Origin of the sequence: Bradyrhizobium sp. CCGB01 (genome assembly GCF_024199795.1) — a bacterium.
Lineage (GTDB): Bacteria > Pseudomonadota > Alphaproteobacteria > Rhizobiales > Xanthobacteraceae > Bradyrhizobium.
Map to the genome: position 1 here is coordinate 6,402,783 of NZ_JANADK010000001.1, position 13,876 is coordinate 6,416,658.

Annotated in this window: 14 protein-coding genes; 6 read left to right on the plus strand and 8 right to left on the minus strand. The window is 65.5% G+C overall.

What is annotated here, in order from left to right; all coding sequences use genetic code 11:
• Window positions 1-59 precede the first annotated feature (59 nt).
• Both msrB and NLM25_RS29975 read right to left on the minus strand, forming a co-directional pair.
• The gene (msrB, locus tag NLM25_RS29970) at window positions 60-572 is read right to left on the minus strand and encodes a peptide-methionine (R)-S-oxide reductase MsrB (protein WP_254121298.1); all 513 of its coding nucleotides are present in this window, start codon (window positions 570-572) and stop codon (window positions 60-62) included.
• Between the two features lie 87 nt (window positions 573-659).
• The gene (locus NLM25_RS29975) at window positions 660-2,117 is read right to left on the minus strand and encodes an FAD-binding oxidoreductase (RefSeq protein ID WP_254139381.1); all 1,458 of its coding nucleotides are present in this window, start codon (window positions 2,115-2,117) and stop codon (window positions 660-662) included.
• Between the two features lie 195 nt (window positions 2,118-2,312).
• Between NLM25_RS29975 and NLM25_RS29980 the strand changes: the two genes are divergently transcribed.
• The 3 genes from NLM25_RS29980 (at window position 2,313) to NLM25_RS29990 (ending at window position 3,953) form a co-directional block, all read left to right on the plus strand.
• A complete protein-coding gene (locus NLM25_RS29980) occupies window positions 2,313-2,849 on the plus strand; it encodes a histidine phosphatase family protein (protein WP_254121300.1) in 537 nt (178 codons plus the stop codon).
• A gap of 75 nt (window positions 2,850-2,924) precedes the next feature.
• A complete protein-coding gene (locus NLM25_RS29985) occupies window positions 2,925-3,350 on the plus strand; it encodes a universal stress protein (RefSeq protein WP_254121301.1) in 426 nt (141 codons plus the stop codon).
• Window positions 3,351-3,491: 141 nt separating this feature from the next.
• The gene (locus NLM25_RS29990; RefSeq protein WP_254139382.1) at window positions 3,492-3,953 is read left to right on the plus strand and encodes a hypothetical protein; all 462 of its coding nucleotides are present in this window, start codon (window positions 3,492-3,494) and stop codon (window positions 3,951-3,953) included.
• Between the two features lie 204 nt (window positions 3,954-4,157).
• Here NLM25_RS29990 and NLM25_RS29995 read toward each other — a convergent pair whose 3' ends face one another.
• The gene (locus NLM25_RS29995; RefSeq protein WP_254121303.1) at window positions 4,158-4,394 is read right to left on the minus strand and encodes a DUF1127 domain-containing protein; all 237 of its coding nucleotides are present in this window, start codon (window positions 4,392-4,394) and stop codon (window positions 4,158-4,160) included.
• A gap of 186 nt (window positions 4,395-4,580) precedes the next feature.
• Here NLM25_RS29995 and NLM25_RS30000 point away from each other — a divergent pair, with 186 nt between their 5' ends.
• On the plus strand, window positions 4,581-5,924 hold the full coding sequence (locus NLM25_RS30000; protein ID WP_254121304.1) for a PLP-dependent aminotransferase family protein: 1,344 nt from the start codon (window positions 4,581-4,583) through the stop codon (window positions 5,922-5,924).
• A 13-nt stretch (window positions 5,925-5,937) separates the two neighbouring features.
• Here NLM25_RS30000 and NLM25_RS30005 read toward each other — a convergent pair whose 3' ends face one another.
• Window positions 5,938-6,537, minus strand: a complete 600-nt coding sequence (locus NLM25_RS30005) for a YdcF family protein (protein ID WP_254139383.1) — start codon at window positions 6,535-6,537, stop codon at window positions 5,938-5,940.
• Between the two features lie 62 nt (window positions 6,538-6,599).
• Window positions 6,600-7,187: a hypothetical protein gene (locus NLM25_RS30010; RefSeq protein ID WP_254139384.1), complete on the minus strand. Its 588-nt coding sequence runs from the start codon at window positions 7,185-7,187 to the stop codon at window positions 6,600-6,602.
• Window positions 7,188-7,267: 80 nt separating this feature from the next.
• Here NLM25_RS30010 and NLM25_RS30015 point away from each other — a divergent pair, with 80 nt between their 5' ends.
• Window positions 7,268-7,702, plus strand: coding sequence for a hypothetical protein (locus NLM25_RS30015; RefSeq protein ID WP_254121307.1), 435 nt, complete (start codon window positions 7,268-7,270; stop codon window positions 7,700-7,702).
• 3 nt (window positions 7,703-7,705) lie between these two features.
• On the opposite strand, the gene NLM25_RS30020 is transcribed toward NLM25_RS30015, so the two are convergent.
• From NLM25_RS30020 to NLM25_RS30030, 3 genes are all read right to left on the minus strand, one after another.
• A complete protein-coding gene (locus tag NLM25_RS30020; RefSeq protein WP_254139385.1) occupies window positions 7,706-10,105 on the minus strand; it encodes an EAL domain-containing protein in 2,400 nt (799 codons plus the stop codon).
• 119 nt (window positions 10,106-10,224) lie between these two features.
• Entirely contained in the window at window positions 10,225-11,637 is a 1,413-nt protein-coding gene (locus tag NLM25_RS30025; RefSeq protein WP_254139386.1) for an MFS transporter, read from the minus strand.
• Window positions 11,638-11,820: 183 nt separating this feature from the next.
• Window positions 11,821-12,327 (minus strand): ferritin-like domain-containing protein, encoded by a 507-nt coding sequence (locus NLM25_RS30030; RefSeq protein WP_254139387.1) that lies wholly within the window; start codon window positions 12,325-12,327, stop codon window positions 11,821-11,823.
• Window positions 12,328-12,752: 425 nt separating this feature from the next.
• On the opposite strand from NLM25_RS30030, the gene NLM25_RS30035 reads away from it, so the two are divergent.
• Window positions 12,753-13,835: a YbhN family protein gene (locus tag NLM25_RS30035; RefSeq protein WP_254121311.1), complete on the plus strand. Its 1,083-nt coding sequence runs from the start codon at window positions 12,753-12,755 to the stop codon at window positions 13,833-13,835.
• Window positions 13,836-13,876 lie beyond the last annotated feature (41 nt).

Below are 13,876 nucleotides of genomic sequence, written 5' to 3' on the forward strand. Positions count from 1 at the left end.
CCCGGTCCGATGACCGGGGCACAATTGCCGGGACCGGCAACAATTGCCGGGACCAAACCTCAAGTTGCCGATGCAGCTGCGGGGTGGAAGACCAGCCCGAAACCGTCGATGCAGTAGCGCAATCCGGTCGGCTTCGGGCCGTCGTCGAAGACATGGCCGAGATGGCCGCCGCAACGCCGACAATGCACTTCGGTGCGCAGCATGCCGTAGGTGCGATCCTCGGTCTTGCCGACATTGCCCTCGATCGGCTGGTAGAAGCTCGGCCAACCCGTGCCGCTCTCGAACTTGGTGTCGGACGCAAACAGCGGCAGGTCGCAGCCGGCGCAGGCGAAGGTGCCCTTGCGATGCTCCTTGAGCAGCGGGCTGGAGCCGGGCCGCTCGGTACCGTGGTTGCGCAGGATCTCATACTGCTGCGGCGTGAGCTGGGCGCGCCACTCGGCCTCCGTCTTCTGGATCTCGAACTTTTCCGCGGCCTTCTCTCCAGCCTCGGCCGGCGTTCCTCTCAGCCAGCGGAAGGCCGAAAGGCCGAACAGGCCGGCGACAGTCGTCAACAGGATGCGGCGGTCAAACATCTCATTCTCCGTGCGCGGGGAGTCCACGCCCTGAGATACGGGCTCTAACGGCCGACGTTACACTTCCGGGCGGAATTTTTCTCGGGCTTATTGCGAGACAGGGTCGCCCTGCGAGGCCGGTTCCAGCTCCTCAGCCGCAGGTTTCGGCGGAGGGGCCGGCCGCGGCCGGACACTGGGCGGCGGACGGCGCGGACCGGTGCCGGCCGCCCGGTTGGCTTCGGCCAGCCGCGCCTCGCGTTCCCGGTCCTTGATCCGGGCACGCTCGCGATAGCGGGCGAGCGAGCCTGCGGCGGCGGAACTTGCCCTGCCCCAGACTCCCACCAATTGACCCGCGACACGTCCCGTGGCGCCCCCGGCCCAGACCAGCTCGAACGGCGAGAACAGTTTCCAGCGCTCGTCGCCCCACAGGATGCTGCGCGCGATCAACTGTCCGGCCATGGCCGAGGTGTTCATGCCCTGGCGGCCGAACCCGCTCGCCACCCACAGGCCTTTGCGCAACTGGCCGATCTGCGGCATGCCGTGCACGGTCTGGCCGGTGGCGCCGCCGAACATGTCGGTGATCTCGACATTGCCGAGCTCAGGGAAGATCGATCTGATCCGCCGCCTGACCGCACCCGCAAAGCGCTGCGGACGCGCGGCCCAGGTGGTCTCGGGGCTTTCCCACATCAGGCGGTCGCCATCGACGACACGGAAATGGTCGACCCCGTCGGAATCCATCACCGATCCCTTGAAGGCGATGATCTCATGCACGCGCTCGCCGAGCGGCACGGTGATGCCTGCATAGCGCCAGACCGGCAGCAGCGTCTCCGACAAGCGCCTCAAGGGCGCGCCGAGATGGATGTTGCCGGCGAGCACGATGTGGGTGGCGCGCAGCCGCGCCGAGGGCGTGACGATGCGCTTGCGGATGCCGGAATGATCGATGCTGACGACCGGCGTATCCTCGAAGATGCGCGCTCCCGCCCGCCGCGCCAGCGCCGCAAGGCCGTGCACATATTTGCGGCCGTCGACCTGGAACGCCCGGGGATAGTAGACGCCGTGGAAGTAACGGTCGGTCTTGAGCACCTCGCGGACGCGATCGGCCTGCCAGCCCTCGACCTCCGTGTCGAAATCCTCGTTCAGCATCTGCAGGCGGCTGATCAGCCGGTCGCCGCCATCGACGTTGGAGACCTCCAGCACGCCATCGCTCGGAGCAATCCCCGGCATGTTCGCCTCGGTGGCGTTGGTCCGGACGAACTCGGCGCCCTCCTTCGACAGCGTCCACAATTCGCGCGCGTCCTCGAAGCCGATGCGCTCGATCAGCGCGGTGAGCGGCAGCGCAAAGCCCGGCATCACGGTGCCGAGCTGGTTGCCGGAGGCGTTCCAGCCGACATGGCGGCCCTCGAGCACTGCGACGCTGGCCCCTAACCGGGCTGCCTCCAGCGCGATGGAGAGCCCGGCCAGCCCGGCCCCGATGACGCAGATGTCGGCGTCGAGGTCGAACGACAGCCGCGTGCGGTCGCGAAAGCCGGCTTCTTCCTGGGACACGCTTGTGAAAGTCTCGCTCATGTCGTTTTCTTAGAGCATGATCCGGAAACGTGTGCAGCGGTTTTCCGAACAGATCGTGCTCAAACTCACAACCTAAAGCGCGATGACGATTCGCTCTGATTTCATCGCGCTTTAAAGGACCGATCGGGCGCTTGTCACCTTGTCCTCAGCCGCCGCCTGTAGATTATTCTGGACATGTAACGATTCGGGAATGCCATGCGCCGTTTGATGCTGCTGCGTCACGCCAAGACCGAGACGGACGCGCCGAGCGGCCGTGACCAGGATCGCCGCCTCGACGACCGCGGCCACAAGGATGCCGCGCAGATCGGGGACTGGATCGCCGCCCATCCCCCCTTCCCCGAAACCGTGCTGGTGTCGCATGCCGTCCGGACCCGGCAGACTTGGGACATCGCCTGGGCGACGATGAAGGACCGCGTCCCGGCGCCGCAGGTCGAGGTCCTGCCGGAACTCTACGGCGCCGATCCCGCGCAGATCCTGGAATCCATTCGCACCGCAACCGCCCCGTCCGACCCGAAGCAGTTGCTGCTGGTTGCCCATAATCCCGGCATGCACGAGGCCGCCCTGATGCTGATGGGCGGCGGCGATCCGGCCGGCGCCAAGGCGCTCGCCCACAACCTGCCCACGTCGGGGCTTGCGATCTTCGACTTTGACGTCAAGGATTGGGATGACGTGGCCTACCGCCGCGGCAAACTGGTGCTGTTCGTCAGCCCCAAGCTGCTTCGATCGGGTTGAGACGCGCGGGCGCCGTCTCGAACGGTTGATCCAGCCTGGTCACAAGACTTCCTGACTGGAAGACTGGAGGCGCAGATGTTCAAGTCCATCCTCGTGCCCATCGACCTCGCCGACACCGATCTGGCAAAGCCGGCGATCGCGACCGCGGCAACGCTGTCGCAGACCTGGAGCGGCACCGTGCGCCTGCTCAACGTGCTGCCGATGACGCCGGTGATGCTGGCCGAATACGTCCCGGCCGATTTCGACGAACAGCAGCGCCAGACCTCGGAAGAAGCGCTCGCCATCGTCGCGCGCGAATCGGGCATCGAGGCTCCTCGCATCTCCAGCGTGGTGCGCCAGGGCGGCATCTATCACGAGATCCTGGAGGAGGCCGTGCACATGAAGGCCGATCTGATCGTGATGACCTCGCACCGGCCGGCGATGCGCACCTATTTCCTCGGCTCCAACGCCGGACACGTCGTGCGCTACGCCAAGTGCTCGGTGCTGGTGGTCAGGCACTGAGTGCTGCCGTCATTGCGGGCGCAGCGAAGCAATCCAGACTGCCGACGCGGAAAGATTCTGGATTGCTTCGCTGCGCTCGCAATGACGATGCGGAAGCAGCCGCAGCCCAATCTCATCGCACTTTAAGCTCGGAGCAATGTCATGAAGCAATGGTGGCGGCGATGGACCTACGAGGTCCCGCTCGCGATCGGTGATGCGTTGTGGGAATTGCTGGTCGTCCAACTGGCGGCGTTGCTGGACAGGCTGACGGTGCGGAAGATCGTCGCCACCATCCCTGTCGCCATCATCGTACTCGCTTACTACCACAGGATCCCGATTCCGCCGGAGCTGATGCTGGTCGGCGACTTCCTCGCCTATATCGACATCTTCTCGGCGCTGTTCCTGCTCGGCGTGCTGAGCCGCGTCACGACGATCCTGTTCGTCGTCAGGCAGACCGCGGCACGCATCGCCCTGCTCGTCGGCAGCACCGTCGCGCATGTGCGACGCCTGGACGTTCGGCATCGGCGCCAGCGCGGCGCGCCAGCAAGGCCCCGCCGCAAGCCCGTCCGGTCCGAGGACGATCGCGCTTATGGCAGCGTCTGGGACCAGGTCGCACTGGCCTGATCATCACGGCAACGTAGCCCGGGTGAGCGAAGCGATACCCGGGACCACACTCGCACCAATCCCGGATGTCGCTTCGCTCATCCGGGCTACGAGATGTTGCATTGCCCGGCGGGCAAAACACCGTGGGTGTGTGTCTGCAATGATTATGCGGAGGCGCGGTACGTCACCACGCCCGGATCTGCCGGGCGTGGCAACAGAGCAAACTCACAGATATCGCGTCAGCTCGGCCTTGAACTGGCCGTAGACGGCGTCCTCGATCTGACTGCGCGTGATCCCGATGTCGCGCAAGGCGCGGTCGTCGAGCTCGTTCAGCGTCTTGACGGCGGAGCGGCGCTCCAGGCGGTCGAACAGCGCATGGGCGGCGGTGGCGAGCGTGCTGAAAAATCCGCCCGATGAGGATGGGCGTAAACTCCGCCCGGCAGTTTGCGAGATCGTGGTCATTCTTCTTCTCCGGCGTGCTGTTCCGCGCGGCGAAGCAGGTGCCGTTGGCGCAGACGCTGTCAGCGCCTGTACCTCATTTGCCATCGGATTGCTCTCGCTCACCTCGGCTCAATCGCGGAACTTGATGGAACTTAAATGCTCCAGTACACTACTCGGAGCAAGTAAAACATTGCTCTCGGTGCAATAATGTCCAAGTTCGAGTACGTGAAGCTTGCCGATGCCATTGCGGCCGATATCACTAAAGGCACGTTAAGGCCCGGCGACCGACTGCCGCCACAGCGCAATTTTGCCTACGACCGTGGCATTGCGGTCTCGACCGCGAGCCGGGTTTATACGGAGCTGCTCCGCCGCGGCCTCGTGGTCGGCGAGGTCGGCCGCGGCACCTTCATCTCCGGCGACATCAAACGCGAAGTCGAGGCGTTGAGCGAGCCGCGCGACGCGCGCATCGATTTCGAGGTCAATTATCCCCTCCTGCCGCAGCAATGGGCGATGATCGCCAAGAGTCTTGCGGGACTGGAGCGCGTCGACGCGCTCGAATCCGCGCTGCGCGTCTCGGCCAGCACCGGCACCAAGAGCGCCCGCAATGCTGCCGCCGCCTATCTCGCGCGCAAGGATTTTACGCCGCAGGCCGAGCAGATCGTCTTCACCGCCAACGGCAAGCAGTCGCTCGCAGCCGCGCTCGCCGCTCTCGTTCCCACCGGCGGGCGCTGCGGCGTCGAGGCGCTGACCTACCCTTACGTCAAGAGCATCGCGGCGCGGCTCGGCGTGACGCTGGTGCCAATTCCGATGGATGAATTCGGCGCGCGGCCCGACGCGATCCAGAAGGCGCATCGCGAGGCGCATCTGTCGGCGCTGTACCTCCAGCCCATCATCCAGAACCCGCTCGGCGTCACCATGAACGCGACGCGGCGCGCCGACATCATGCGCGTTGCCGAAAAGCTCGATCTCACCATCATCGAGGACGCCGTCTACGGCTTCCTCGCCGACGACACGCCGCTGGCGGCGCTCGGCCCCGACCGCTGCATCGTGATCGACAGCCTGTCCAAGAAGGTGGCGCCGGGCCTCGCACTCGGCATCCTCGTCACGCCGCCGCATCTGCGCGAGAGCGTGATGAGCGCGGTCCGCACTGGCGGCTGGATTGCCTCGGGCCACGCGCTGGCGTCCGGTCAGCGGCTGATGGCCGACGGCACCGTCGCCGAGCTGACGCGGCTGAAGCGGACCGACGCCGGACGCCGGCAGCAGACCGCGGCAAGGCTGCTCTCGGGCTACCAGCTCTCGGCCGACCCGCGCTCCTATCATCTCTGGCTGACGCTGCCGCCGCACTGGCGCTCGCAAACCTTCGTCGCCGCAGCAGCACGGCGCGGCATCGCGCTGACGCCGTCCTCGACGTTTGCGATTGCGCATGGACATGCACCGAACGCGGTTCGGCTCGCACTCGCCCCGCCCTCGCCCGAGCAGCTCGATTCCGGCCTGCGCACGCTCGTGTCGCTGCTCGGCACCAAGGAAGAGGATTTCGACTCGACCGAGTAACGTGCGGAACCTCTCAGGCCTCCGGCCATTCCGCGATGAAGCCCCTCGCCTTGTACGGCTCGATCTTGTCCCATTCGTGCAGGACCCGGCGGCGAAACTCGACATCCGTGTGCCAGAGCGCGCGCGGTATCGCAAAGCTGTCGACGGTGAGCAGCATCTTCTCGACTTGAGGCCAGTGCCGGTGCAGCGTCATCGGGTAGCGGCGCGCCGTCCAGGTGTTGCCAAGGCAGATCACGCTCCGGATGTTTTGCAGTCCAAGCGCCGCATCAATGATCGGCAGCGAGAAGATCACGTTCTCGCCGGTGTTCATCGCGTGATGTTCCTCGAGGACAAGATCCTGCGGAATGCCCGCGGCAACCATCGCTGCCTTAATGATGGTGCACTCGGATTGCTCCGAGCCCGGCGTCACGCCGCCACTGACAATCGACCAGCGGAAGAAGCCCTCGCGCCACAGCTTCGCGGCGACGTCGACGCGCAGTGCGACGTCCTCGCGGGTACCGAACATGAACAACAGATCGGCCGGCCGCAGTGGCGTATCGACCAGATGCGTGCGGTTGATCTCGGCGATCTCATCCGCCGCAAGCCGGCGGGTGCTGCAATCCATGCTTGGCATGGCAGCACGATGCGGCACCGGCGCAAGGCTGCGAAGTCACGTTTGATTGCGGCCGATTGCACCTACGGCAGCAAGGCCTTGGGCACGCGGTCAAAACCGTAGCTCTGCGGCTGGTTGCGCCGCACGAAGCCGCCGACCTGCCAGGCGAACAGCGCGGCAAAGCCGATGATGAACAGCGCACCTGCGAATTCGCCGATCAGGAGCGCGCGGATCAACAGCCCGGCCATGGCCACCGTCAGCACCGCCAAAAACGCCAGCACCCCCGCATAGGTCTTGCGGCCGAGGCCGGCGGTCAATTCGGCGCGGCTGCCGGCTTGCGCCATCCGTGCATGCAGTTCGAGAATGAACGCGCGAAAACCGTTATCCTGCGGCGCCATCAGCGCCGCGGTCTGCCAGCTCGTCGACAGGATCGCGATACGGCCGCCCTTGGTGTGGCTGAGATCGGCGCGAAAGCGGTGCTGCTGCATCGATACCGGGCGAAACGACAGCCGGATCGCCGAGATCTCGTCATAGCGCCACAGGCCGGAGCGGCCGGCGATGTGCCAGGACAGGCCCTCGTCCGTCAGCTCGAAACGATGCGCCGAGCCGATCAGCGACGCCTTGTAGGCGTAGCTCGTGACCGACGGGCCTTGCGCTTCCGAAACCTGCATCTCGACAATCAATTCCCGTCCGCGCAATCCCGCCTGCGATCGGCTTGCGCGATCGCCCTCGCCCATCCTACAAGTTGGGCATGGCTGAGACGACCTTTTTTCCACGCCGCCTGATTCTCGGCGCCGCCGTGATCTCCGGCGTGCTGCTTGCGCTCGCGGTGCACATGCTGGGCGCGCGCTACGGGCTCGACCTCGGCGGGCTCTGGCACTCCGACACGCATGAATTCATACCGGCGGGCGCGGCGATCGCGTGGTGGCTGATTGCCACGGTCGGCTTCTCGGGCGGCTATTTCACGGCAACGCTGATGCAGAGCGCCGTCTCCGGGCAGATCCCGCAGCGGATGCGGCAGTTCCTGATAGCGGTCGGCGTGCTGTTGCTGGCGGGCGCGGGCCAGGCGGCCTCGGCGCCGAGCCCGATCCCGACCGTTTCGGGCGTGCTCGCCGGGCTCGCCGCGCTATGCCTTGGCGCCGTGATGGCGTTCTGCGGCGCGCATTTCGCGCTGCGCCGCGGCTAGACATCAAGCCGAGGCGCGCAGCCGCGGCCGGTCCAGCATCAACGCGACATCGGATGCGGGCCGCGGCTTGCTGAAAAAATAGCCCTGCGCCTGGGTGCAGCCCTCGCGCCGCAGCAGCTCGAGCTGCGCGTCGTTCTCGACGCCTTCCGCCGTGGTGACGATGCCGAGGCTGCGCCCGAGGCCGGTCACCGCGCGGATGATCGCCATGGAATCCTCGCGCGTCGCAAGCTCCGACACGAAGGAGCGGTCGATCTTGATCTTGTCGAACGGGAAGCTGCGCAGATAGCTCAGCGACGAATAGCCGGTGCCGAAATCGTCGAGCGAGATCCGCACGCCCATGGCGCGCAGCTCGTGCAGGGTGGTCAGCGTGGCCTCGCTGTTCTGGAGCAGCACCGATTCGGTGATCTCGAGCTCGAGGCGTCGTGCCGCGAGCCCGGAGGCTGTCAGCGCATCGGTCACGGATGCGATCAGGTTCGGGCTCTTGAACTGCATCGGCGACAGGTTGACGGCGACATCGACATCGTCCGGCCAGGTGGCGGCGTCACTGCAGGCGCTGCGCAGCACGAACTCGCCGAGCTGGACGATGAGGCCGGTCTCCTCGGCCAGCGGAATGAAGTTGATGGGGGCGATCAGGCCGCGCTGCGGATGGTTCCAGCGCAGCAGCGCCTCGAAGGCGACGACGCGACCGCTGGCGACGTCGCGGATCGGCTGATAGTACGCCTCGAACTCGTCGCGCTGCACCGCCGCCCGCAGGTCCATCTCCAGCAGCCGCCGCGCCTGCGCGCGCGCATCCATGCCGGTCTCGAAGAATCGGTAGGTGCCGCGGCCGTCCGCCTTGGCGCGGTACAGCGCGAGGTCGGCGTTTTTCAACAGCTCGTCGGGATTGCTGCCGTCCTGCGGCGACAGCGAGATGCCGATCGAGACGCCAATGACGATCTGGTGGTCCTCGATCTCGTAAGGCGCAGAGATGACCTCGACCAGGCGGCCGGCAAGGGACCTTGCCGCGGTTTCCTCCGACCGTCCGATCTGGACCACGGCGAACTCGTCGCCTCCGAGCCGCGCCACGGTGTCGCTCTCGCCGACGGTGGCCTTCAGCCTGCGGCCGACCTCTTTGAGCAGCGCATCGCCGATGGGGTGGCCGAGCGAGTCGTTGATGTCCTTGAAGTGATCGAGATCGAGACAGAGCACCGCGATCTGATCGCCCGACTTCACCCGGCGCAGGCCCTGCTGGAGCTGCTCGTGGAACAGCACGCGGTTCGGCAGACTGGTCAGCGCGTCATGGCGCGCCATGTGCGAGATCTTGGCCTGCGCCTCCAGCCATTCGGTGATGTCCTCGAAGGTCGCGACCCAGCCGCCGCCCTGCATCGGCTGGTTGACGACGCGGATGGAGCGGCCGAACCGGGTCACAACCTGGCTGGTCGTGCGGCCCTCGCGCGCGTCGGCGACGAGGCGCGCGAAGAATTCGCCCGCATCCCCCTGCCACTGGCCCTTGGCCTGCTCCTCCCGTAGCACGTCGACGAGCAGGCGGCCGGTGAGCAGAATGTCGGTACGGCCGAGCATCGCGGCGTAGCGCTCGTTGAAGAGCTGGATCTTGCCCTCGGCATCGAACATGCACAGCCCCTGCGACATGTTCTCGAGTGCAGTGTCCAGCACGACCTGCTGGCGTCCCAGTTCGCCCTTGGCGCGGCGGTCGAGCACAGCCGCCGCGAGCGCGATCGCGATGATCGCGGCGGCGGCGCTGGCGGTGAGGATGGACAATGAAGCCGGCGGGATCGACAGGCCGCTGATGACGACCGCAGGATCCGGCGTCAGCTCCACGGCGCCCATGGCAGTGAAATGATGTGAGACGATGGCCAGCGTCAGCAGCACCGTCGCGCCGAGCGCGCTAGCAAGGCTGTCGCGTCGCCCTGCAACGACCATGGCAAGCGATCCAAGGACGATGCCGAGGACGATCGAGACCGTCACTGTGCCGGTCGTCCAGCCGATGCGCGCGGGAATCTCGAGCGCCATCATGCCGGTGTAATGCATGGCGGCAACGCCGGCACCGACGACGGCGCCACCAAGCGCAACCAGGATCCCCCGCGTCACCGACACCGAGATGCTCAGCCCGATGAAGGTGACCGCGATCGCGAAGATCAGCGACAGGATCGTCAACGGAATATTGTATGCGCCACCCGCTCCAGGCCCGTAAGCCTGCATCGCGATGAAATGGGTTGCCCAGATGCCGCCGCCGGCGACAACGGCATCGAGCGCGACCCACGATACGCGGGCTCCCCCGTTCGCCGCACGCGCGCGGTGGAACAGGCTGATCGCCGCTGCGCTGGCGAGCAGACACACCGCTCCGCCGAGTGCGACCAGACGCCAATCATGCTGATCCGTCAGGCAGTAAAGAACTTGATGCATTGCCGGCCCCTATTCCAACCGCACTAGAACCGGCAGAGATGGACAGTCGGTAACCGGCTATGTACCGGTTCCAGTAATGGTGAACAGGGAATGTGTGGGATCGCTCACATTGAGTCCCCTCACGCCTTCGCGTCATCAGCTGCATATGAGCCGAGGCCGATCACGGCGGCGGCGAGCAGCAGGACGGCCGCCGATATGATTAGCGACTGGTGAAGGCCCATCATGAAGGCACTGTCCGAGGCCACCAGCGAGCCGAACAGCGCGACGCCGAGCACGCTGCCGGTCTGCCGCGTCGCGTTCAGGACGCCGGCGGCGATGCCGGAGCGCGCCTTGTCGACGCTGCCGAGCAAGGTGGAGGTCAGCGGCGGCACCAGCAGGCCAAGTCCACCGCTGATCGCGATCATCTGCGCAAAGATCGCGAAGTAGCTGGTCCCGGCTTCGATCCAGAGCAGGCCGAGACAACCGAGCGCCGAGATGCAGGCGCCGACCACGATGGTCGGGCACGAGCCGATGCGTTCGGCCAGACGCGGCGCCAGCAAATTGACCGGCAGCACCGCACCCATCATTGGCACGAAGGCGAGCCCGGTCCACCATGCCGACAGCCCGTTGATCCTCTGGAAATACAGGCTCAGCACGAAGATCAGGCCGTAGATCGCGACGTTGACGAGGAGACCGACGATCGTGGTCAGGGTAAACAGGCGGTGACTGAACAGCGACAGCGGCAGCATCGGCTGCGCGGTGCGGCTCTCGCGCCAGACGAAGAGCACCGCCAACGCGGCTGAGGCAACGAAGGCCGCGATCACGGCTGGATGACTCCAGCCGAGCGAGCCACCCTCGATGATCGCGCCGGCGAGCGCGCCCAGCGCACCGATCGCAGCGATCTGGCCGGGCAGATCGATCTCGCGCGAGCGTGCCCGCGTGGTCTCGCTGGCGTAGCGCCAGCTCAGCCACAGGCCGGCAAGACCGATCGGCAGATTGACCAGGAAGATCGCGCGCCAGCTAACCAGCGTGATCAGCGCGCCGCCGACGAAGGGACCGGCCGTAAGTGCCAGGCTCGCGCCGGCGGCCCAGACCGCCACGGCGCGGCCGCGCTCGCGGTCGTCGGCATAGGCATGATTGAGCAGCGCCAGCGAATTCGGCACCAGGATTGCCGCCGCCAGCCCCTGGACCAGCCGCGCTGCGATCAGCACGGCCGCATCGGGGGACAATGCGCAGGCGAGCGAGGCCGCGGTGAAGATGGCGAACCCCGCCATGAAGATGCGCTTGGCGCCGATGCGGTCGCCGAGCGCACCGGCGGTCAGAATGAAAGCGGCAAAGGCGATGGTGTAGGCGCTGACCACCCATTGCAGCTCGGCGACGCCGCCGCCGAGCGTTTTGCCCATCGCATCCAGCGCGGTGTTGACGATGGTGACGTCGAGTTGCACCACGCCATAGCCGAGGCTCATCGCGGCAAGCGTGAGGGAGGTCGCAAGGCGCGAGCCGGCACGCGGCGCGCCGGCTAGCGTTTCATATTTGATGGTACTCGCTCGCATGCTGCCACCTCGGTTTGCAGCCCCATGCGAAACATACGCCTTCAGCCCGCCATCATGCTTCGACAATGACCGAATGATGGATGTGCGTTTGCCGGTCTCACCACATCCGCGGTGTCATCGCCCGCGCAGGTGGGCGATGCTGCAGGAACAGAAGTCCTGCGCGTACCTTCCCGGCTGCGCCCGCTAGCTTGCCGCGCGCAGGTTCACCTTGCTCTCGGCGAGCGTGGTCAGCTTCTTGTCGGTCGCCTTCTCTTCTTCCAGCGTCTTGGCGAGCACGGTGGCGCAGTCGTTGCGGCCGAGTTGCTTGGCCCAGGCGATCAGGCTGCCGTAGCGCACGATCTCGTAATGCTCCGCGGCCTGCGCCGCGTTGATCAGCGCGGCGTCCAGCACCGCCTTGTCGGCGACTTCGCCGGCGGTCTCGTCGGCTTCCTCGATGATGCCGTCGATGGCCGGGCAGTCGACCGCCTTCACCTGCGCGCCGTGCATCCTGAACACTTCCTCGAGGCGCGCGACGTGCTGCTTGGTTTCCTCGAGGTGCGTCAAAAAGCCCTGCTTCAACTGCGGATCGGTGGCCTTATCTGCCATTTTCGGCAGCGCCTTGGTGAGCTGCTGCTCGGCATAATAGATGTCCTGAAGCTGATGCACGAACAGGTCGTTCATGGTCTTGATGTCTTTTGTGAACAGTCCCATCGTTCCGATCCTCTCGGTTTCGGGAACACGGAGGCGTCGGCTTGCACGAAAAGCCGATTATTCCGCCATGTTCGATTGCTGATGGAGCGCTAACCAGCGCATTGCACCGACGTTCCAAAAAACCCGTATTGCTTGCGTTGGAACAATGCCGATCGCGATCGGATACGAAACCATGTCAACACACGGACGCGCGATCCGGGCAGGTGCCTCGACTCATATGCTTAACGCGCGGCCGATATGAACCAGATATGACAAAAGCGGCCGGTCCGACGCAGAACCTATCCTTGTCAAGGGCTGCACAAGTCGCTGTTTTTGCCTTAAATGAGCTACATCATGCCTAGCGATCGAAGCCCATTTCGGGCAGTGATCGCGCCCGACCGGCCAATGTCTGGCCTGGTCGGTCTTGCCCCCCGCCGGGAGGATGAATGCACGGACTGCTGCCCGCGCTGAAACGCGGCTTCAAGAGATGGATCGGCTGGCGACGGCTCGGCGTTGCTGCGAGCGTCTTCATCATCGCCTTCGCGATCACGACGCTTGTGCGCACTCTCAAGGACATCGATACCGGCGTCATCCTGACCGCGTTGACCGAGATTCCCCGCGGCAATATCGGGCTGGCGGCGATCTGCGTCGTCTTCGCGTTCTGTACGCTGACCTTTTACGATTATTTTGCACTGCGAACGATCGGCAAGAAGCATGTGCCCTATCGCATCGCAGCACTCTCCAGCTTCACGTCCTATTCGATCGGCCACAACATCGGCGCCACCGTCTTTACCGGCGGCGCGATCCGTTTCCGGATCTATTCGGACTACGGGCTGAACGCGATCGACGTCGCGAAAATCTGCTTCCTGTCCGGCCTGACCTTCTGGCTCGGTAACATCTTCGTGCTCTCGATCGGCATGGTCATCCATCCGGATGCCGCCTCGTCGATGGATCAACTGCCGTCGTCGATCAACCGGCTGATCGGGCTCGGCGGCCTCGCCTCGATCGGCGCCTATCTGGTCTGGCTCTGCATGGGCGAGAAGCGCCGCGAACTCGGCCAGAAGGGCTGGAAGGTCGTGCTGCCCTCGGCGCCGCTGACGCTGGTCCAGATCCTGATCGGCGTGGTCGATCTCGGCTTCTGCGCAACGGCGATGTACCTGCTGATGCCAGCCAATCCGCCGATCGATTTCATGTCGCTGGCGGTGGTGTTCATCCTGGCGACGCTGATCGGTTTTGCCAGCCACGCGCCCGGCTCGATCGGCGTGTTCGATGTCGCCATGCTGGTCGCGCTGCCCGAATTCGGCCGCGAGCAGCTTCTGGCGACCCTGCTGGTCTTCCGCATCCTCTATTTCGTGATCCCGTTCGGCCTCGCCATCTCCATCATGGGCGCGCGCGAGCTGTGGATGAACGTGGTCCAGCCCTGGCAGGAACGGCGGCGGCTGGCCGAGGCCTGCGCCCAGGCCAACCTGCCCAAGCAGGTGGCAGCGATGGAGCGCGAGCGATCATTGCGGCAGGCCAGCAAGCGTTAAAGCGGGTCAGACTAAGGTTGCGGACGGGGCAGCGATCCTCT